Source organism: Streptomyces sp. TOM-9 (assembly GCF_056858595.1).
The window spans coordinates 9415911-9435742 of the sequence record NZ_JBXEQB010000001.1 but is presented as its reverse complement, the minus strand read 5'-3'; the positions used below and the strand labels follow the sequence as shown (position 1 = coordinate 9435742).

The 19832-nt window shown below is 68.7% G+C and carries 12 protein-coding genes and 4 pseudogenes; 5 read left to right on the top strand and 11 right to left on the bottom strand.

The window, feature by feature from the left end:
- Positions 1-723: 723 nt before the first annotated feature.
- A protein-coding gene (locus AC1VWI_RS43020; RefSeq protein ID WP_499516481.1) for an IS3 family transposase occupies positions 724-1961 on the bottom strand; the annotation gives its coding sequence in 2 pieces (ribosomal slippage) (positions 724-1667 and positions 1667-1961; 1239 coding nt in all).
- Between the two features lie 539 nt (positions 1962-2500).
- On the opposite strand from AC1VWI_RS43020, the gene AC1VWI_RS43015 reads away from it, so the two are divergent.
- The 3 genes from AC1VWI_RS43015 to AC1VWI_RS43005 all read left to right on the top strand — a co-directional run bounded on the left by AC1VWI_RS43015 (position 2501) and on the right by AC1VWI_RS43005 (position 5817).
- Entirely contained in the window at positions 2501-2719 is a 219-nt protein-coding gene (locus AC1VWI_RS43015; RefSeq protein WP_499516480.1) for a hypothetical protein, read from the top strand.
- A gap of 100 nt (positions 2720-2819) precedes the next feature.
- Positions 2820-2978 (top strand): hypothetical protein, encoded by a 159-nt coding sequence (locus AC1VWI_RS43010; protein WP_499516479.1) that lies wholly within the window; start codon positions 2820-2822, stop codon positions 2976-2978.
- A 577-nt stretch (positions 2979-3555) separates the two neighbouring features.
- Positions 3556-5817, top strand: a complete 2262-nt coding sequence (locus AC1VWI_RS43005) for a hypothetical protein (RefSeq protein WP_499516478.1) — start codon at positions 3556-3558, stop codon at positions 5815-5817.
- A 176-nt stretch (positions 5818-5993) separates the two neighbouring features.
- On the opposite strand, the gene AC1VWI_RS43000 is transcribed toward AC1VWI_RS43005, so the two are convergent.
- The 5 genes and pseudogenes from AC1VWI_RS43000 to AC1VWI_RS42980 form a co-directional block, all read right to left on the bottom strand.
- Positions 5994-8462, bottom strand: coding sequence for a SpoIIE family protein phosphatase (locus AC1VWI_RS43000; RefSeq protein ID WP_499516477.1), 2469 nt, complete (start codon positions 8460-8462; stop codon positions 5994-5996).
- Between the two features lie 240 nt (positions 8463-8702).
- Positions 8703-9773 (bottom strand): endonuclease/exonuclease/phosphatase family protein, encoded by a 1071-nt coding sequence (locus tag AC1VWI_RS42995; protein ID WP_499516476.1) that lies wholly within the window; start codon positions 9771-9773, stop codon positions 8703-8705.
- An 8-nt stretch (positions 9774-9781) separates the two neighbouring features.
- Positions 9782-10909 (bottom strand): sensor histidine kinase, encoded by a 1128-nt coding sequence (locus tag AC1VWI_RS42990; RefSeq protein WP_499516475.1) that lies wholly within the window; start codon positions 10907-10909, stop codon positions 9782-9784.
- Positions 10902-11585, bottom strand: coding sequence for a response regulator transcription factor (locus AC1VWI_RS42985; RefSeq protein ID WP_499516474.1), 684 nt, complete (start codon positions 11583-11585; stop codon positions 10902-10904). Before AC1VWI_RS42985 ends, AC1VWI_RS42990 begins: the two co-directional genes overlap by 8 nt.
- Positions 11586-12286: 701 nt before the next feature.
- Positions 12287-12513 (bottom strand): annotated as a pseudogene (locus tag AC1VWI_RS42980) (ATP-binding protein); the annotation flags it as partial.
- Between the two features lie 2 nt (positions 12514-12515).
- Here AC1VWI_RS42980 and AC1VWI_RS42975 point away from each other — a divergent pair.
- Positions 12516-12656, top strand: a pseudogene (locus AC1VWI_RS42975) (LuxR C-terminal-related transcriptional regulator); the annotation flags it as partial.
- A 416-nt stretch (positions 12657-13072) separates the two neighbouring features.
- Here AC1VWI_RS42975 and AC1VWI_RS42970 read toward each other — a convergent pair.
- Both AC1VWI_RS42970 and AC1VWI_RS42965 read right to left on the bottom strand, forming a co-directional pair.
- Positions 13073-13602 (bottom strand): annotated as a pseudogene (locus AC1VWI_RS42970) (IS481 family transposase); the annotation flags it as partial.
- Between the two features lie 583 nt (positions 13603-14185).
- Positions 14186-14773 carry a hemerythrin domain-containing protein gene (locus tag AC1VWI_RS42965; protein ID WP_499516473.1) on the bottom strand — a complete coding sequence of 196 codons (588 nt, stop codon included), beginning with the start codon at positions 14771-14773 and terminating at the stop codon, positions 14186-14188.
- A 2350-nt stretch (positions 14774-17123) separates the two neighbouring features.
- Here AC1VWI_RS42965 and AC1VWI_RS42960 point away from each other — a divergent pair.
- The gene (locus AC1VWI_RS42960) at positions 17124-18098 is read left to right on the top strand and encodes a tyrosine-type recombinase/integrase (RefSeq protein ID WP_499516472.1); all 975 of its coding nucleotides are present in this window, start codon (positions 17124-17126) and stop codon (positions 18096-18098) included.
- A 23-nt stretch (positions 18099-18121) separates the two neighbouring features.
- On the opposite strand, the gene AC1VWI_RS42955 is transcribed toward AC1VWI_RS42960, so the two are convergent.
- From AC1VWI_RS42955 to AC1VWI_RS42945, 3 genes and pseudogenes are all read right to left on the bottom strand, one after another.
- The gene (locus AC1VWI_RS42955; RefSeq protein WP_499516471.1) at positions 18122-18682 is read right to left on the bottom strand and encodes a GNAT family N-acetyltransferase; all 561 of its coding nucleotides are present in this window, start codon (positions 18680-18682) and stop codon (positions 18122-18124) included.
- Positions 18683-18688: 6 nt separating this feature from the next.
- Entirely contained in the window at positions 18689-19297 is a 609-nt protein-coding gene (locus tag AC1VWI_RS42950) for a superoxide dismutase (RefSeq protein WP_499516470.1), read from the bottom strand.
- 227 nt (positions 19298-19524) lie between these two features.
- Positions 19525-19773: pseudogene (locus tag AC1VWI_RS42945) on the bottom strand (Tn3 family transposase); the annotation flags it as partial.
- Between the last annotated feature and the right edge of the window lie 59 nt (positions 19774-19832).

Here is a 19832-nt window from a genome sequence, read left to right as displayed (position 1 = left end):
ACCACACCACAGCCCAATGTCTACTCCAGCCAACACAGATTTTTGTGCGCCGCACGGTGAGGTAATCGGCGGCGACAGCGACGTGGACAGGGTGCGAGACGCCGGCCCCGGCGGCCCGGTCCACGACCCCCGGCCACCGCACCCTGTGAATCCCGGTCCCCACCTGCAGCATGACTTCCGGCGGGAGCGGCGCGGACACGGCCACCTGGACGAAAAGGGCCGCAGAGCACCCCCTTTGGCCTTCCATCGCCACGCATGACATATCCGTCTTTTCATGGGATCTGCCCTATGAATGGCGGTTACTTGTATAGCGGCTCAGTCCCGGCCGGGACTCGCGATGGGCACCCGGCCAGCCGTTTCAGCGCCATAAGGCAGTCGGCCTCAGGCCGAGCGCGCCCCGGCCAGGGGCCCGCCGAGACGACGTCTCCCCCTCAAGCCCGCACACGGCCCACAGCGCCCCGCCCCGAAGCCGCCCGCCGCCGCGGCGCCTGACTCGAACCCGGCCCCACCCCCGGCCGCCCTCCCCCAGCCGGCCGGGATGAGCGCGCCACGGGCCCGTGCTGCGCGCAACCCCCGGTCCCGGCCACGCCCCGCGACAGCCAGGAGCGGGCGCACCCGCGCAGGGAAAGCCCGCCTACCCCCTCCCACAAGGGAAGTCAGGACCAGCACCGGGAGCTGGCGACGGCAGCCTGAATCGCTCCGGGTTTGGTGTCGAGCGGGATGTCACGCGCTGACGGGTTCGTCGGCGTGGGTGTGTTGGTGATGGTAGGCGTCTTCGTACTCGGCTGGGGTGGTGTGGCCGAGGGCTCCGTGTAGGCGCTGGTGGTTGTACCAGTCGATCCACTCGGCAGTGGCGAACTCGACGTCGGTGAAGGTCTTCCAGGGCTTGTTGCGGTTGATGAGTTCGGTCTTGAACAGGCCGATCGCAGACTCGGCCAGGGCGTTGTCATACGCGTCGGCGACGGTCCCGATCGAGGGTGCGATGCCGGCCTCGGCCAAGCGCTCGGTGAACGCGATCGAGGTGTATTGACTGCCGGCATCCGAGTGATGGATCAAGCCGCTGACCTGCTCGTTCGGCCGGTAGCCGCGCTGCCACAGGGCCTGCTCGACCACGTCCAGGACCAGGGATGTCTGCTTGCTCCGCGACGCCTTCCAGCCCAGGATCCGGCGCGAGAAGGCATCCACGCAGAATGCGACATAGACGGTCCCGGCCCAGGTGGGCACGTAGGTGAAGTCCGCGACCCACAACCGGTTAGGCCGCTCGGCGTCGAAGTCACGGTTGACCAGGTCACCTGCCCGGCACCCATCCTTGCCCGGCAAGGTGGTCCGTATCCGTCGTCCGCGGACCGCTCCAGCCAGGCCTGCCTGGCGCATCAGACGCTCAACGGTGCACCGCGCAACCTCGGTGCCCTCACGCCGTAACTGATGCCAGACCTTCCGCGCCCCGTAGACGCCATAGTTGACCTGATGGATCCGCCGGATCTCCTGGATCAACTCGGTATCGCGCACCGACCGCGCCGAGGGAGGCCGACGCTTGGCCGCGTAGTAGGTGGAGGCCGAGGCGGGGGTGCCAGCCCAGGTCAAGGTGCGGCAGATCGCCTCAACGCCGAACCGTTCGCGGTGAGCATCGATGAAACGGATCAACGCGGCGGCTTCGGGTCGAGTTCGGAGGCGAAAAAAACGGCCGCAGCCTTGAGGATCTCATTCGCCCGCCGCAGCTCGGTGACCTCCTTCTCCAGTTCCCTGATCCGCTCACGCTCCTGCTGAGCGGCAGCCGCCCGCGGATCGGCCTGGGCCTCGGCCTTCTTCACCCAGTGCCGCAGGGCCTCGGGATGAATCCCGAGAAGATCTCCGACCTCCCGGATGATCCCCGACCGCCCCGGAGACTGCCCCCGCTTCTCAGCGACCATCCGCACGGCCCGCTCGATCAGCTCCGCTGGGTACTTCCTCTGCGCCGGCATGAGCGCATCCTTCCAAGGTTCAACGCTCTGCACCGAACCCGGAGCGATTCAGCCCACCGCCGCACTGCAGCTCGGCCAGCGTCACACTCCGGCTGTACCGCGGTCGCCGCCCGCAAGGGGTCGGCCCAACGCGTCGTTGAGCGAAACAACTCTCATCAGACGTCTCGCGGGTGAGGGCGGGGCTCCGGTCAGGGGAGGGTCGCAGATCCCCGCTGCGGGCCGGTGATGTGACAGCTGTGGCGGCACCGGCCCGTCAGCTCACTGAAACCGCCCCGTGCCCTGCGAGGCGATCGGGCACGCCGTTGAGCAGCATGAATTGCCGTGGGGATCAGCTTGATGGTGCACCCGGCTGGGCTGTCGGTGCGATCCGGCTGTGACACGGCCACCTGAATGGCCTATCGGTGCGACCGGTGGCGCTGCGTTGATTCCACGCAGCGGGACGGCCCCGGCTGCCGCCGTTGCGGGCCGCTTGGGTATGCGTCGTACTCCCGTTCGGCGTAACACTGGGCCGGTCAGGTTGTCGACGCAAGGAGACAGCTATGGCGGTTGTTCACTGGCTTTCGGTGTTCTGGCTGGTCATGGACTGGCTGTGGACCGTGCTCCTGGGCCTCGCCCTGGGCCTGATGGTGAGATCGGGCTCGCCGTGGAAACGGCGGATCCCGCTGAGGCGGCCCACCGCTCTTGGAACGCTGGGTGTTCTCGCCGGAAAAACGGCGGCCAAACGGTTCGGCATCGGGCACGAGCCGGGCATCGACTGAGACCAGCATTTCCTGTAAGACTGGCGCGGTGGCCACTGTCACCGCATGGGTGCTTTGTGGCGTTCTGGCCGCACAGTTCGCTTCTCCCCGGGAGGCAACCGTGGTCGCGAGAGCCCTGCTGATCCCGGTCCTGATGATGGTGCTCATGCTCGTCCTCGACGTGCTCGAGGACGACATATTCCGGGCCCGGCCACCTCCGCCCACGGACGAGGACCAGGCCATCGCAGAACCCGCCCCGAGTGAACGAGCTGACCCCTAGAGGCAGTCACACCCGCGCACCAGCCTCTTCCTTCTCTTCCCCAGCGGCTGCCGCGCCAGAGGGGGAACGTGTCACCACCTAGCACCGACTTGACCACCCACCAGCAACCACACCCCCACGCCGGAGAAGCGCGTCCCCGGTGGGCCGGCCTCGATGATGCCGCCCAGTCGCCAAGGCGCCCGCAGCGCAGGCGCATCACCTCGAAAGCGCTTGCTGCTACAAGTCTAGTCAGGTGTCCGTCCCGCGAGCCGGGACGCGGCGGCATGGAAGAACGGGTGACTGAACGCCATACGGGGACGCGGTGCGTGCTTGGCCGATAGGTCCAGCCCCGCAGAGATGCCCGTGTCGTGGAACGCGACGTACACCCAATTCCCACATTTTCAGTCTCTCGCGGTGACCAGGCGCCTACATTCGCCGGCTGCGCCCTGGTACGGCGTTACGGCCAACTCGTCCCGTGGGGAACGGATTTACGCCGACGCAACTGGCGCTCCCCCACTACGGCAAGGTGACATCGTCAGCCACTAGTGTGGCGGGTGACCTGCACCCCCCATCCTCGGTAGCGACAGGAGCAGGACTGATGACCGGCCACGTGATGGCTGCCACCGACGCCGGTGGCGAGCGGCTCGCGGAACGTACCGTCTCCAAGGCGCCCGCTCTCGGTGAAGCCGCCGAATTCGGCGACGATTATCAGACGAACTACGTGTCGGTTCGCCATGGCCAGGACGACATCACCCTCTATGGGAAAGACGCCACCGGCACCTGGTCGGTCCTCGTCGCCGATGCCCCCGCCGCCGTCGTCGTGGAGATACGCCGCCAGCACGATGCCCTGTGCCGGCCGGAGCCGGCCTGGGACCGCGACCCTAACGTCGGCGACCCCTTCGCCTACGCCCCTCCCCTCGAGGAGGGTTACGTGTCGACCGCCATCGACGTGAACGGCGAACCGTACGGCGAGCGGGTCAGCAGCTCGGCGGCGACGCTCGCCGAGGCCGCCGAGCTCGGCGATCTTCATGAAACGGACTACGTGATAGCGGGCCGGGGCGACGGCGATGCGGTCACGCTCTACGGGCGGGACGCCGGCGGCTCTTGGTCGGTGATCACGGCCGACGTCGATGCCGAGACCGCCGAGGAGGTGTGCCTGTGGTTCGACCTCACGCAGCATTACCGGGGCCGGACCTCGGCCGGCACACACCCCAGCGGCCATGCCGGGCACCCTCTCGACCACGTCTCGGCACCCGAGGGCGGGCGGATGCCCGCAGCGCAGGCGATCTCGCTGGCCGTTGAGCGGATCCGGGCACGCCACCTGGACTACCCCACTCAGGGACTGGCAGCGGATCGCTTCGAAGCGGGCTGGAGCGTGTACGCGCCGGTCGACGTCGACGAGAGCGACCCAATGGCCTTCCTGAACATGCCGGTGGGCCGCTCGGTGTTCCTGGTGAGCGACGTCGGACGGGTCAAGGAGATATCGAGCTCGATCCCCCCACAGCAGGCGGAGGACATGTTCACCGCCGAAGAGGCCTACGTTCGCCGCAGGCCCGCCGAGGAACGGTTCATGACCGACCTCAGGGACGAAGCCCTGCGGCTGGACTCCGCCTCGGAAGGCTCCGCGGGCATCAGCTCCTTCACCATAGACGCCCCCGCCGAGGAGGCCGTCGCGTCCAGGGCATCCGGGCTGATCGGGCCGATAGCACAGCAGTTGGCCCAGCTCGGCCCACCAGGGTGGGACCGCCTTGCGGCGGTCTTCTCCTTCACGGTCTCCAGCGAGGTCGCCCAACTGCGATTTTGGACCGGGAAACGCAGCACCGAAGCGCGGGTACCCGAGCAGATAGCCCTGCTGGTCCGCCGACAGCGACACCTCGCCGCGCGAATGCCGGCCGGGCCGTGGTGGCGCCTGCTGCTCACCGTCAGCCACAGCGCAGGCACGAACGCCCAGGTCGCCACGGACTACGACTACGGCGACCATCCCATCCCCGACGACGATCTACTGGCCCCCGAGAATTACCGCGACGACCTGGCCGCCTACCCGCGCGCCCACACACCGACATGGCTGACCGCATACGTCAGCAGCGCCGACGCGCCCGGCGCCCCGACTCGCCCGGCACCGCAGGCCGCCGGTGCGACCACCCGGCCGCCCGACCCGCGGCAAGACCGGCCCGCGCCACCACCGCGACGGGCGCCGGCCCCACTACCCGACGCGGTGGCCCCTGGCCCGCAAAACGCGCCGACACCGCCGCAGGGCCCGACGCCCCACGCTGCGGCGGTGCAACCCAGCCAGATGCCGGTCCTCGACACCAAAATCGGCTGGACAAGCCTCCACGCCGACCCCCAGGTCATCACCTACGGCAAGAAATCGATCGCGCTCGACCAGGTGGAGTGGATCAGCTATTCGGCGACCCAGATCGCCGAAAAACGCTTCATGTTCCCCACGTTCTACGAGAACAAGTGGGACTTCCAGGTGGGGCGTTACCCGTACCACGGCGGGCCGAAGGTCGCCGTGCACTTCTCCAGGGCGGGCCGCCGAGCCGACCAGCCCGAGGAGTGGACGTTCCTGATGAACCTGGCCAGGCAGTACCTGGAGCCCCGGTTGCTCACCGAACTGGTCGCCCAGGTTCGCCGTGGTCAGACCATCACCATCGGCGGCAGCGTGAAGGTGAGCCAGGACGGCATCGCTTGTGCCAAGCCGCGGCTCTCCCTGCCCTGGGAGTCGATCAACGCTCCGCAGCTGAGGAACGGCATGATCTGCATCTACCAGAAGGGCGTCGACAAGCCGGTACTGACCGTACCTTTGAGTCACCCCAACGCGGCGTTGATCCCAGGCGTCTTCGCCACACTCACGTCATGATCGAACCGGCCATGGCATGACTCGCCAGATGCCGGCGACTCCACCGCCGGTACAAGCACAATGTGGAAAGCAGCATGGCGTGACATCGATGGCCAGCGCCACTGGTATCGCCCAGACGTCGCCATCGCAAGCTACTCGCGGTGGCCTCACCAACACAGATGACCTTGATTCGACTGTCAAGCAAGCTTGGGGCTGTATTCGGTGAGGAGTAGGGCGATGTCGTCGGCGCGATAGGGGGAACGCGTGGCGTGATGGAGCAGCCGGTCGGCAAGTTCGTCCAGGGAGGTCGCAGGGGCGTGGGCCAGGCATGTCCGCAGCCGGTCGATCCCCACATCGATATCAGTGCCGCGTTCCTCGACCAGGCCGTCGGTGTAGAGGGCGAGGATGGAGCCCGGTGGGAAGTCGATGACCGTTTGCGGGTAGGCGGGGGTGTGGTCCACCCCGAGGAGGGGACCGCCCTCCAGGTCCAGCACGTCGGTCGTTCCGTCGGGGCGGCGCAGCAGGGGCGGGGGGTGGCCGGCGCGGGCGGCCTGCAGGCGGTGGCCGTGCTCGAGGCGGATGTAGCAGCAGCTGGCGAGCTGCCCCGGGTCGAGGTCGATGAGTGTGCGGTTGGTGCCCGCCAAGATGTCGCCGGGTGTGTGACCTACCGTTGTGAAGGCCCGGACAGCGCTGCGCAGTTGGGCCATGGTGCCCGCCGCGGCGATGCTGTGTCCTTCGACGTCCCCGATCACCAGGGATACTCCGTCGCTGGTAGGGATGACGTCGTACCAGTCGCCGCCGATGTCCATGCCGCTGGTGCCGGGCAGGTAGCGGACGGTGGTGTGCAGGTCGGGGAGTTCCGGTAGTCGGTGCGGCAGTAGCGCCTGCTGCAGGCCGCGGGCCAGGGCGAACTCCGCGTCGTACAGCCGTGCCCGTTCCAGGGCCTGGGCGATCAGGCCGGCGAGCGCGGTCAGGACGCTGCGGTCCTTGGTGGTGAACGGGTGGGTCTCGTCGAAGCCCAGCACGCAGGTGCCGACGGGGTGGTTGGAGGCGATCAGCGGCAGATATCCCCAGGAACTCACCTCTCCCACGGGGATGCCCGGGTAGTCCCTCGACAGGTCCTGCTGCGAACCGATGAACAGAGGAACGCCGGAGGTGAGGACCTCCGTGGCGGGTAGGTGGGCGTGCAGCGGCGTGCCTTCCAGCCAGTCCAGGAAGTCCTCGTGGTGGCCGGTGTGGAAGAGCAGGTGCATGGTCCCCTCACTGACCACGTAGATCGCCAGCTGCTGGCCCCCGAAGGCCGGCAGGAGCTGGTCGGCGACGACGTCGCACACCTCACGCGCGGTGACCGCTTCGGTCAGCGCGCTCCCGAGCTGCAGGACGTGGTACATCACGCCCAGACGCGCCGGTGCGCCGCCGCCGGGTCCCTTGGTGGTCGGCGTGGCGGGCGCCGGCTCGGCTGAGGCGGGCCGTGCCACCGGCGCGGCTGTGCCGGTCACGCCGCCGGCATCCGGGTGGAGGGAGAAGGACAGCCACTGGTCCGGGGGCCGGCAGGCTATGAAAGAGGCTGGCATCTGCGAGATCACCACGGACCGGTGCCGGTACTCGACATCGGGATCGGACAGCCACGGCAGCACGTCCCACAGGCACCGCCCGAGCAGCGCCTCGCGCCGTACGCCCAGCAGCCGCTCCAGGCTGGTGTTCGCGTAGGTGACCCGGCCGTCCGGGCCAAGGGAAAACAGCCCGTCCCGCAGCCGCTCGACCGCAGCGACAGCCGCACCGCCGATCTGTGCGTCGAGAACCGCGCCAACCAGGTGGGTGCCCGCCTGCTCGTCGCCGGTTTCCGGCATGCGGCCCCATAGCTCGACCGTGCGATACCTCTCGCCGCTGTGCGCGCCGCTCTGGGCCTCTCGTACGCGCAGACGCCGTGCCGTGATCCTACCCTCGCTGGCGGCCGCGCGGGCCGCGGCGCGGAAGGCGGCAAGGTCGCCGGGATGGAGTCGGCCAGCGAAGGTGTCCGCCCGTCCGTCGAAGGTGCAGGGGTCCACACCGACGATGGCACAGAGCTCGTCGTCCCCGGTAAAGGCGCCGGTCAGGAGATCCCAGTCGAACAACCCCACGCGCACAGCCGGTGCGCAGGGAGCCGGGATCTGGGCAGGAACCGTCTGTGGGCCGCAGTCGACGGGATCGCCGGTACGGCAGTGGAGGGCGCCCAGGGCAGCACCGAGCCGGTTGGCGACGGTCCGCAGATGGCGACGCTGCGTCTTGGGCAGCCCTTCACAGCCAGGCAGCGCGGCCCAGACGACCGCCAATGCCCCGAAGGTCTCCCCGCCTGCCCTGACCGGCACCGAGCAGGAGCCGAAGGCGTGCGGCAAGGCCACCGCGAGCTGGGGATACCTACGCGCCGTCTCGTCGGCATCAGCCAGGTGGATCGTGCGCCCGCAGCGGTAGGCCGCGGCAACCGGGATGGGGCTGTTCACCGGGATCAGACGCCAGCCGCCCAGCAGGGACGGAGGCACCCCGCAGGTCGCGGCGAGCACGAGCGAGCGGCGATCCCCAGAACGGAGGAAGACGCTCCCCGCGTACGCCTTCGTCCCCTGGACGGCCTTGACGACGGCCGCTGCCAGCAGATCCTCACGCTCCGCACTGACGGTCACAACACCCATATACACAGTGTGCGCAGGGTTGCCGCTCCATGGGCCCCGGTCACGACATACCGCAGGTTGGGCCAGTACATCCGGCCCGCACACTGACCGACGCTCCGGGCAGCCGCCGGCCCACAGGTCAGCCGACCGGGGCGAGGGCCTCCCCCCGAGGCGTGACGCCACAGACGGGGAACAGCAGCAGCTTCCCCCCGACGGCCACGAACAATGCAGGTGGTAGCCAGGCGGCGCCCGCGGGTGAGTTCACCAGCTGATCCCGGCCGCCACCGGAAGATGATCGCTGCCGGTCTCCGGAAGCACCCAGGAGCTCTTCGGCTCCACACCCCTGACCAGGATCTGGTCAATCCGCGCCATCGGGAACGACGCCGGCCAGCTGAAGCCGAAGCCATCTCCGGCCTCCTCCTGGGCCGAGCGCAGCTGCGAGGTGAGGCCGGCGAACGTGCGGTCGTCCGAGGTGCCGTTCATGTCGCCGAGCACCACCATCCGCTCGCTGCGCTCAGCGGCGACGGCCTTGGTGAGCTTCGCCACGCCGTCGTCCCGTGAGTCCGTCCAGAAGCCGCCCCTGGGCATCACACGCACCGACCCAAGGTGCACCACGTACACCGCGAGCGGCCCTTGGTCCGTGGCCACCGTGGCGCGCAACGCACGGGGCGGGTCGACGGGCACGTCCTCGGGCCGTCGCTGTCGCGCCAGCGGTCCGACATTGCCGCGCAGCACGTCGACCGCCCGGATGTCCGACAGCGGCAGCTTGCTCCACAGTCCGACCGTGCCCTCGACCGCGTGGTGCGGATACGTCTTCGCGAGCTCCTTCTCGTACGTGTCGCGGGCCTGGTCGGTCACTTCCTCGAGCGCCAGCAGTCCCGCACCGGAGGCGGCGAGGGCGCGTGCGGTCCCGGCCGGGTCGGGGTTCTCGGCGCCGACGTTGTGACTGACCACGGTGAGGTCGGCGCCCGCCTGGGACTTGTCGGTGAGCACCCCGCCGAAGAGGCTCACCCACACCACGACCGGAAGGAGCAGCGCCACCACGGCCGTGGCCGACCGTCGCCACAGCGCGGCGGCGAGCAGCACCGGGACGAACACGCCGCACCATGGCAGGAAGGTCTCCACCAGTGAGCCGAGGCCACCGAAGTCCGTGATCTTGGAGTGCAGCGCCATGAGCAGGCCGAGGAACACCGCAAGCGTCGCGAGCAGGATGCCGCGCTTCCATGGGCCCGGACCGGCGAGGGTGCGGACAGCCCTGCGGATCCGCGGATGCAGACCGTTGTCCTCATGGCCCGCGCCGCGCTGCTGGGGTGCGTCGGTGACTTCTCGCACTGCTTGACTCACTGATCAGACGTCCTGTCGCTGAAATGTGCCGATGCTGCGGGCAGTTCGACGGCGATGCGGAGCCCGCCGTCCTGGCGCGGGGTGATGGTGAGGGTGCCGTCGTGCACCTCGGTGATCCGCTTGACGATGGCGAGCCCGAGGCCGACCCCCGAGTGATCGCTGTGCGTGCGCTCGGTGGCGCGCTGGAACGGTTCGGTGAGCGTCGCGACCACCTGCGGGGAGAGCTTCTCGCCGGTGTTCTCGACCGTGAGCAGCACGCTCTCGGGGCCCACGCTGGTCGCGACCTCCACGGAGCCCTTCTCGGGCAGGTTGTGGACGATCGCGTTGTGCACGAGGTTCGTCGTCAGCTGCAGCAGCAGCGCCGGCGAGCCGAAGCCCGTGGCGATGTCACCGGAGGTCTCCAGGGCGACACCGCGCTTCTCGGCGAGCGGGAGCAGTGTCTCGGCGGCCTCGTCCACGAGCAACGACAGATCGACCGGCTTGCGAGTGAAGGACCGCTGTTCGGCCCGGCTGAGCACGAGGAGCGCCTCTGTGAGGTCGATGGCCCGGGCGTTGACGGTGTGCAGCCGGTCGAGTAGCTCGCTGAGATCCTGCGTCGGATCGTTGCGTGCCACGTCGAGGAGCGCCTGGGAGATGGCCAGCGGCGTACGCAGTTCGTGGGAGGCGTTGGCCGCGAATCTCCGCTGCTCGTCGAGGTGCGCCTCGAGCTGGCCGAGCATCGTGTCGAAGGCGTCGGCAAGTTCACGGAACTCGTCCTTGCGTCCCGGCAGCCTGATCCGGTGGGACAGCGAGCCCTTCGTGGCCAGGCGGGTGGCGTCCGTGATGCGGGTCAGGGGGGCGAGCATCCGGCCGGCGAGCAGCCAGCCTCCGACGAGGCCGAAGATCAGCAGGAACGCCATGACCGATGCCGCCTTGGGAGCGAATTCGTGCAGGAGCCGGGATCGGATCGGGAAGACACCGTTGAGGGAGTCGGGGTCCTGGTTCGTGAGCATCGCACGATCGGGGACGTACGCCAGGAGGAACATCCAGACCGCCGCGAGCAGCAGAGTGCCCGCCACCATGAGGAAGCCCGCATAGCTGAGTGTGAGCTTGATCCGGACGCTGAACCCGGGCTGCCTATCCACAGTCGCCTCCTCCTGGCTGGCTGTCGATGCGGTACCCGGCACCGGGCACCGTGGTGATCAACCAGGGCTCGCCGAGCCGCTTGCGCAGCGCCGAGACCGTGATGCGTACGGCATTGGTGAACGGGTCGGCGTGCTCATCCCACGCCCGTTCCAACAGCTCCTCGGCGCTGACGATCCCACCCTCGGCGGCGGCGAGGACTTCGAGCACCGCGAACTGTTTCCTGGTCAGCGCGACATGCAGGCCGTCGCGGTAGACCTCGCGACGGAACGGATCAAGCCGAAGGCCCGCGATCTCCCGTACCGGCGGCCTGTGGTGCGCCCGCCGCCGGTCGAGCGCCCTGAGCCTGAGCACGAGCTCCTGCAGGTCGAACGGCTTCGTCAGATAGTCGTCGGCGCCGAGTCCGAACCCGCTGGCCTTGTCGTCGAGCCGATCGGCGGCGGTGAGCATCAGGATCGGCATCCCACTGCCGGAGGCCACGATGCTCTTGGCGACCTCGTCCCCGCTGGGTCCGGGGATGTCCCGGTCCAGGACGGCGATGTCGTACGCGTTGACGCTCAGCAGCCCCATGGCGGTGTCGCCGTCGCCCGCGATATCCGCCGCGATCGCTTCGAGGCGCAGCCCATCACGGATGGCCTCCGCCATATACGGCTCGTCCTCGACGATCAGCACCCGCATGGTTCGAGGCTACGAGCCGCCGCATATCGTGGGCATATCGAAAACCGCAGTCGTACCCGCACCCCAGGGCGCGGGCCTCAGGCCCCGCATACGTACCTGCAACACCGCACTTCGTTGACTGCGGGGCATGAACCGCCGTGAACCCGTCACCGCTCGTATACGGCCCGTCGGCCCGCACGTCCTGCCGTACTCGAAGGATCGCCGCCCTTGCCGTCACCGGCGCGACGCTCGGTGCGGTCGCCGGCTGACCTGATCGCCAACCGCCACAAGCGCGGCTCCCACGGCGGCCGACCCATGAAGTTCGACAGAAACGACTAGGCAGTTTCGATTGGATCAGCCGGTCATTGGTCCGGATGTGTCGCTGACTGACGCGCAGTGGGTGCGGATCGAGCCGTTGCCTCCCGACCGGGCGCCGAAGCGGGCGGGCGATGGCCGCATCAGCGGCAGGTGATCGACGCGATCGGCTTTCAAGTACCGCACCGGCGCCTCGGCACAAGGAACAAGGAACACGCCCCGGTGTCCGTCCGGGCGCATCGTGTTGTCAGCACGCACCTTCACGGGGTCGATGCGTGCAAGACAAAGGACACTGGGGTAAGCCCGCTTCATGGATTAGGGGCAGCCGCCGTGCTGGGGGCGGGAGTGGGAATGGTGGGCACAGCCACCACGGCTGTGTTCACCTGGTCCAATGCGGTCACAGCACTCTAGACGCAACCGTGGGTCCGGTGGAGCCCGTCCGGGAGTGCAATTTCGGCCCAGATGGTCTTGCCGTCGTGCCGTTGCCGGGTACCCCAGCGCTCGGCGAGCTGCGCCACGATGAACAGCCCCCGCCCGCCTCGTCGAAAATCCGGGCACGGCGCAGGTGGGGGGCGGTGTTGCAGGCGTCGGACACCTCGCAGATCAAGGTGTCCTCGCGGATGAGCCGCAGTTGGGATCGCCGACCGCATGGTGATCAGTCCCATGACCGCGAAGACCCATCTCAACCGGCCCATGACCAAGCTCCACTGCCGCGATCGTGCCCAGCTCGTGGTGCGTACCTACGAATCCGGCCTGATGGTCCCACCCAGCTCCTGAGAAGTCATCCGCTTACCGATCAACGGGCTTGCCGGGTGGACAGGGATCCCGATCGTCTGATCGCGGTGCGGTCGGTGCATGAAGGCAGCGGCCGGTGTCCTGGTCACGGTCCCCTTGTCACGGCCGTACTCGTCTTCCAGCGGCGCATCATCGCCGGACTGACCGCCGGCGGCGTGCAGTAGGGGCTGTGATCCGGTGGTGGACACCGGATCACGCGCCGGCGTCCCGCGATCTCGTTCGGACACGTGGATATGGAACTTCCGCACGGGCACCCCAACCAGGCAGCCTGTCTCTGCACATCAGGCACCGCGTGGTTCTATCCCCGCTCATGGCTCCGGGAACGACGATGATCCGCAAGCGTGATCACGAGATCGACTTGCGCGTTCTGGACGACCCCTGGCAATCGCCCGACCCCGAGATTCGCGGGCACTGACGGACACCTCAGTGAACGACGCCATAGACGATCTTCGTTTGTTGCCGTGGAAGACCTGGATGACGGTGTCGTCGAGGTGGCCGGTGACGACCTGGCGGGCCCAGGTGCGGCCGACTTGGACGCGTTGGCCTGCGACGACGAAGCCGCCATTGCTGGAGACGATCCGCTCGGCGGTCTGCGGTGCCGGCCGTGGGACGGTCGGTGGTGGGCCTGCGGGCCGGGCTCCGCGCAGTCGGCCGCAAGCCGTCGCTGGCAGGGCAGTGCGGCCTGCAAAGTCCGGTGCTCGTCCAGGACCTGCATGACGGTGCCGTCGAGCCGGAGGGTGACCCGTTGTCCTGCGAACGCCCAGCCGATGTTGACCTTGTCGCCGCCGAGGCCGACGTAACCGACCGGGTTGACGGTGCGGTCGACCTCCACCGCCGCGCCGGTGACCGGGCCCGGCTCCTGCGTCCACGGGCCGGCGGGCCGGGCATCGCCGCAGGCCAGCAGTGTCCGTAAGTCCCGGCCGGACAGCGTCCTGATCGACGGCGCCCGGCACAAGACGCTGGCCTCCACTGATGGACCGCACCCGCGACGCCATCCGGAACGCGATGAACGGCGACACCTGACGACAGGACCGCCTGGGCCTAATTCCGAGGCAAGGAGAGGCCCAGGCGGTTCACCTCGGCAGCATCCCCGCGGATAGGCCCCAGAGGGCTGGCCAGGTAGCCCACGATCCGAATCGCGAGCTGAACCAGGCTAGCCGCACACTCCTGGATTCTTGCATTCGATTCATTACCCTGGGTGACAGGGATCCCTGGCGTTGACCGCTATGCCCGCCCCATCCACATCAGGCCGCGGCGCGCCAGTCGGAACTCAGATGGTCCACAAGCGAAGCCCTGTGCAGCGCAGCCACGGGCTCCAACCGGTGGGGGTGCCGAAGCAGGGACGCGGCGCGCCGATCATAGGCGTCCGGGGTAAGGAGCCGGGGAAATCACTCACTGCCTTCCCACCACCTTCTCACCAAGTGAGGCAGAGCAGCGCGTCGGAGCCCGGGCCGCCGACCCCACCACGGCGAGCCGGCACGCTCCTCCGGCCAGGACCTCAGACCATGCCCTCAGTGACGGCTGCGGGAGGCTTCGACCGCGTCCTTGACCCGGTCCAAAAGTGAAGCGAACGGGCCCATCACCCATTGCGCTGCCGTTGATCCGGCGACCTTGGGATGCGGGTGTGTGGGCGCTATGGAAAGGACCGACTGCAGGTGGTAGCCCATGGTCCTCAATTGATCTCGGTCACAACCGGCGAGCACGGCGGGGAACTCCTGCTGTTCCTCTCGTTCGGCATGCGTGATGACGGCTCGTTCGAAGTAGGCGAACTTCTTGTCGAACTCGTCGCTGTCGACATCCATCGTCTCGAGTTCAGCCAGTGTCTCGCTGGCGAATTTTTCCTCGAGGTTGCGCGCCTCGACCTCTGCCTCGCCGGCGGCGCGTTTGGCAACCGGCCGCAGGATCATCTCCTCGGCGGTCTCGTGGCCGGCGAGTGCGGCACGGAGCTTGTCGAACCACTGCTGCCTCTCATCGCCCCGCGTTTTCTTCACGTTCGAGAACAGGTCCCGGATGTGAGCGTGCTGCTGCAATAGGATGCGTACGACATTGCCACCCGGAAGGTCGTCTGCTTGTTGACGTTCGGTTTTCGCGTCGCCCATGGCTCTCCACCCGCTCACGTAGCATTGGTGCACTTCTCGAGCCTCCCAACGGAGCACCTGACCGCAACGAGCTGCCCCAAACGAAACGCCTACTCGTCGGGTCTCCCTCTGCCGAGATCAAGCTGAATATGCGGGAGCACGTTCAGCCTGCTGATCGGTCCTGCGATCAGTGCCCCCGGCCGCAGTCGCAGGCGGCGGTTGACGAACGGGCCCATGACACGGCTGCGACTTGTCAGCGTCACCAGCGGAATCAGCGCGAACGGTATCCCGAATTGGCAGCGATGGCGGAGTCGATCGACTGGTTCAGCACGGAATGGCGGCCGGGCGACCAGTGACCTAAGAGGTCGTCTCATTTGGTGAGCCTGCGATAGCAGATGAGGGTGCAGGCGATGCGTGGGCCTTGTTCCAGCGGGTGGTACCCCCTGCACCGACCCTCGAAGTAGGGGTTTCCGAGGGCAGCGCGAAGATCCATGAAGTCGGCTGGGCTCGTAGGAGGTGGGTGGGCGGTCCCGAGGCTGGAGGCCCTATCGAGTGCTGAGCCCGCCCGGCTGGGGCCCGGGCCTCGTGGATGGTTCACACGACCATCGGGGCGGACACTTGCGGGCGGCCGCGCCTCTAGTCAGGGAAGGACGGCGACGATGCCGCACTTAAATGGTGCGCCCGCTCCCGAGAAAATGCGAGGCCCTCACCGCGCAGCCGCGGCGGTGGGGGCCCCTTCTTCCCGGGCGGCCTTGCGGGCGTGTAGAGGCACGTCGGGCAGGCTCGCTTTTCCAGAATGCCCGCAAAGGCTCGTTGCCGAGCGCTGAAGATGTAGGCCAGGCCCCGCCTCTCGCACGGCAGGGTCCTGGCCCTCGGCCGGAGGACATCTTGGGTGAGGTGGACAAACCCTCGGCGCTGCATCTAGCCTCCGCGGCCTGCAGGGGGCCGCAAGCTAGTCGCCGCAGCCGAGTGAGGGGCGGCCCCTCCCTGTGACGTCTCCCGCGTAGACGGGGCTGCGCTACCAGCATGCGACTGCTCGTGGCTGGGGTCACGCTTGCCGCATGAACTGCCGTGTGATCGTGTACCCGCCGACGGGTAGCGGGGGACGCCGTGTGCGTTACGACGGGAAGATCCTTGGCCTCACATACGCTCCGCGAGACCTGGTCGCGCTCGTGCGCCGCGCTGGGCTCCCGCTGCGGATAGCTGACTTGTACAGGGCGAGGTTGTCGAATGGCGTGGGGGCGGCCCGACGATGTGGACGGCGTAGCCTCCTCTGTTGGACCGCTCCCGGACCAGGGAAGGCCATTCTGGGGGCGGAGTTGGGTCGGAGCGCGACCCCGCCCGGTGTGCGCGACGGAGTCAGAGGGCGGGTCGCAGCCCAGGATGCGCAACATGCCCGGTAGGAGCACGCGGGACAGCGCGAGTCGGATGTCGTCCTACCGCCGCCAACGAGCGATGGCCGGCGCGCGTGAAGGGGCTTTGGGAGTGGCCCTCCGGTGTCCCTACGGCGCGTCGGCCTAACGCCTTACCTTGCACGCATCACCGAAACCTCAGGGGCCGGGAAGCTCCTGCGGGGCGGTGATCCGCATGCGACAGCGGACCAGGCCGTCCTCGGGCAGGTAGAGCAGCATGCTGCTTCCGTCGGTGGCGCGAGCCTGAATCCATGCGCGGACGTAGGCGACCTAGTCGACGGGGCCGGTGAGGACGATGTCGACGGCGTCGTGGTCGGGTGGCGGGAAGCGGTCGTTCTCGACTGTGCTCATAGCGTGTCAACGGTTGTCTGGGCTGGTGCGGCGGCCCGGGGCGGTGGCCACTCGAAGGAGTGGCGCCGGCTTGGCTGTGCCGCTCCCCCGCCACTCGCCGCGCTCCGACCAGCCCGCGGCGAATCCGCGCAGGCCTGCACCACTGCAGTGCCGGCATAGGTCCTCGGTCGGCGGACCGACGTCCTGGCCTCCAACCGACCGGCCCGGGCCTTTCCTCACCGACTGGGACCGCCTCGCTGCCGAGACCGCAAAGATCCTTAGCCTGAAGGCCGGGTGCCCCCCAACCGGTAACTCGCAGACCTGTGGGCCAACTCACGCTGCAGGCATTCGCATTTCTTGATCACCGCGGTGTGGCGCGCGCTGCGCCGACAGTCGTTGTCTGCGCCATGCCGGGCACGTCACGGGGCTTGAGGAACATCGGAACGAAAACCGGCGCTAAGCCCTCGTCGGCCCTGGTCGGCGGCTGACGGCGACTCGGCGCGGGTCGCGGTCTGAAGTCTTCCCACGGATAACACCCCAATATCTGCGGTAGCTTGATCCGTCACCTGCGGTGACGTTCTCCGGGCCGTACGTGAAGCGGCCCCGTTATCTGTGGCAAGGGGGAAGCGGTGCCCACCGTCGTGCAGCTGTCGGCCGGGAAAGCGTTGATTGTCCGTGCGGCGGCGGACGTGTTCCTGGACTCGCTCGGCAACCCGAACACGGTCCGGAACTACGGGATCGGGGTGGGCAAGACCGCCGATCGGCTCGGCGAGGCCCGGCCGCTGGCGTCGGTGGCGGACGACGAGATCGGTGAGGCTCTGGAACTGCTGTGGGGCACCGCCGCGGTGAACACGTGGAACTCCCGCCGCGCGGGGGTGCTGTCCTGGCTGAGCTGGTGCCGTGAGCGCGGCTACGAGGGGCCGATGGTCCCGGCCTGGACGAAGCGGCTGGCGGTGCCGGGCTCCGAGACCCCGGCCCGCTCGAAGATGGCGGTCGACCGGCTGATCGCGCGCCGGGAGGTGCACCTGCGAGAGAAGACGCTGTGGCGGATGCTCTACGAGACCGCTGGGCGCTCGGAGGAGATCCTGGGCGTGAACATCGAGGATCTGGACTTCGCCGGGCGCCGCTGCCCGGTCAAGGCGAAGGGCGCGCGGAGCAAGGCCCGTCGCCGGGGCCAGGCGCGCGAGGACTTCGTGCTGGAGACGGTGTACTGGGACGCCGGCACCGCCCGGCTGCTGCCCCGGCTGCTGAAGGGCCGCACCCGCGGGCCGGTGTTCGTCACCCACCGCCGCCCGGGGCCGGGCAAGGTCGTCAGCCCGCGTGACGTGTGCCCGGACACCGGATTGGCCCGGCTGTCGTACGGGCAGGCCCGCGCGCTGCTGGACGAGCACACCGCCGTGCGCGGGCCCGGGACGGGATGGGATCTGCACGAGTACCGCCACTCCGCCCTGACCCACCTCGGCGAGCAGGGTGCCTCGTTGCTGATGCTGATGGCGAAGTCCCGGCACAAGAAGCCGGAGAACGTCCGCCGCTACTTCAAGCCCTCCCCCGAGGCGATCGCGGAGCTGACCAGCCTGCTCGCCCCCGGGGACAGCAGACGCTGAGTTCCTGGCCGGTGGCCGGTGGCCTAGCGGGAGCGGTGCATCAGCACGCGGGCCTGCCCGCTGGGGATGGACAGCAATCTGGCTGTCTGCCAGCCGCGGGCCCGGTAGAGCGCCAGGGCCGGTGCGGCGTGGGGGTGGGTGACGAGCCAGCGGGGGCCTGCCCGGGTGGCGGCGGCGAGCGTGTCGTGGAGTGCGGCTCCCAGACCTTGTCCGCAGGCGTGCGGGGCAACCGCCAGTTCGCGCAGCTCGAACGGTGCGACACCGTGGGGTGGTGGCCGGCCGGCCAGGGCGGCGAGGTGGCAGGCGGGGCGTCCGTAGGCGAATCCGGCCGGGTGGCCTGCGCCGTCGTGGGCCAAGACGAGGATGAACCCCGGGTGCTGGGTGTCGTGGGTGAGCCGGTCGAGCGAGCGGGTGATGTCGGCCGGTGTCGCGCGCCACGGGCGGGGGGCGAAGGCGGCATGGGCGAGCCGGGCGAGTGCGTCGAGATGTGGTCCGACCGCGGCCGGCGGTATCAGATGCAGGCGCGGGGAGCGGGGTGGGCCGGGAAGTTGAGCTTCCCGGCCCACCGGTGAGGGTGCGCTCACCGGGTGTCAGGCACCGGTGGCTGCGGTGTAGCGGGCGGCGACGTCCTCCCAGTTGACCAGATCCCAGAGCTTGGTGACGTAGTCGGGGCGGACGTTCTTGTACTGCAGGTAGTAGGCGTGTTCCCAGGCGTCGAAGACCAGGAGCGGGACGCTGCCCTGGCCGACGTTGCCGTGGTGGTCGTAAACCTGCTCCACGATCAGGCGGCGTCCGAGCGGCTCCCAGGCCAGTACGCCCCAGCCGGAGCCCTGGACGCTGGTGGTGGCCACGGTGAGCTGCTTCTTGAACGCCTCGAAGCCGCCGAGGTGCTCGTCGATGGCGGTGGCCAGGGCGCCGTCGGGGCGGTCACCGCCGTCCGGGGAGAGGTTCTGCCAGAAGATCGAGTGCAGGACGTGGCCGGAGAGGTTGAAGGCGAACGTCTTCTCCAGTCCGACCAGGCCGGTCGGGGTGATCTGGTCCTTGTCGCGGACCTCGGCGATCTGCTCCAGGGTGTCGTTGGCGCCCTTGACGTAGGCGGCGTGGTGCTTGGCGTGGTGCAGCTCCAGGATCTCCGGCGTGATGGCCGGAGCGAGCGCGGAGTAGTCGTACGGCAGGTCCGGAAGCGCGTAGGCGCCCATGCGGTTCAGCCCCTTTCAGGCGGTGATCGTCGGAAGCAAGCATGACCCTTATTGCGATCTAGTTGCAACAACAAGCCTGGTGCATCAGCATGGAGGGGCGGGGTCGGTCAGTCAGCTTTCGGCAGTGCGGCACCATGAACGGTGCGTCCCTTCCCGAGAGGTGATCGTCTTCTCACCCGGCGCCCGCCGGTATCGGCCGGCCCCGCCTTCGTGCCGCGGGCTCGCGCTCACTCCTGCTCGGCCGCGTCCCGGGCACGCAGGGGCCGCAGCCCGTCGAGCAGGTCGGGGAGCTGGAAGGAATACCGGCCCAGCATGTTGATGTGGTGCCGGACGAACGGGGAGAGGCGGGCCATGTCCTCGCCACGGACCTCGAAGCCGTCCACCCGGAGCTGGTTCACCGCGGCGTCCATGTACCGGGTGTTGAACAGCACGAGGGCGTTGAGGACCAGGCCCAGGGCGCCGATCTGGTCCTCCCGAGCACCCGACCGGCGAGGAGGACGTCTCTGCCCTGGAGTTGTCGATCACCCTCGACATG

Excerpts from the sequence above, each read along its gene's own strand:
- AC1VWI_RS43015 (WP_499516480.1), top strand. The coding sequence starts at position 2,501 with ATGGCGGTTGTTCACTGGCTTTCGGTGTTCTGGCTGGTCATGGACTGG.
- AC1VWI_RS43005 (WP_499516478.1), top strand. The coding sequence starts at position 3,556 with ATGACCGGCCACGTGATGGCTGCCACCGACGCCGGTGGCGAGCGGCTC.
- AC1VWI_RS43000 (WP_499516477.1), bottom strand. The coding sequence starts at position 8,462 with ATGGGTGTTGTGACCGTCAGTGCGGAGCGTGAGGATCTGCTGGCAGCG.
- AC1VWI_RS42985 (WP_499516474.1), bottom strand. The coding sequence starts at position 11,585 with ATGCGGGTGCTGATCGTCGAGGACGAGCCGTATATGGCGGAGGCCATC.
- AC1VWI_RS42965 (WP_499516473.1), bottom strand. The coding sequence starts at position 14,773 with ATGGGCGACGCGAAAACCGAACGTCAACAAGCAGACGACCTTCCGGGT.
- AC1VWI_RS42950 (WP_499516470.1), bottom strand. The coding sequence starts at position 19,297 with ATGGGCGCCTACGCGCTTCCGGACCTGCCGTACGACTACTCCGCGCTC.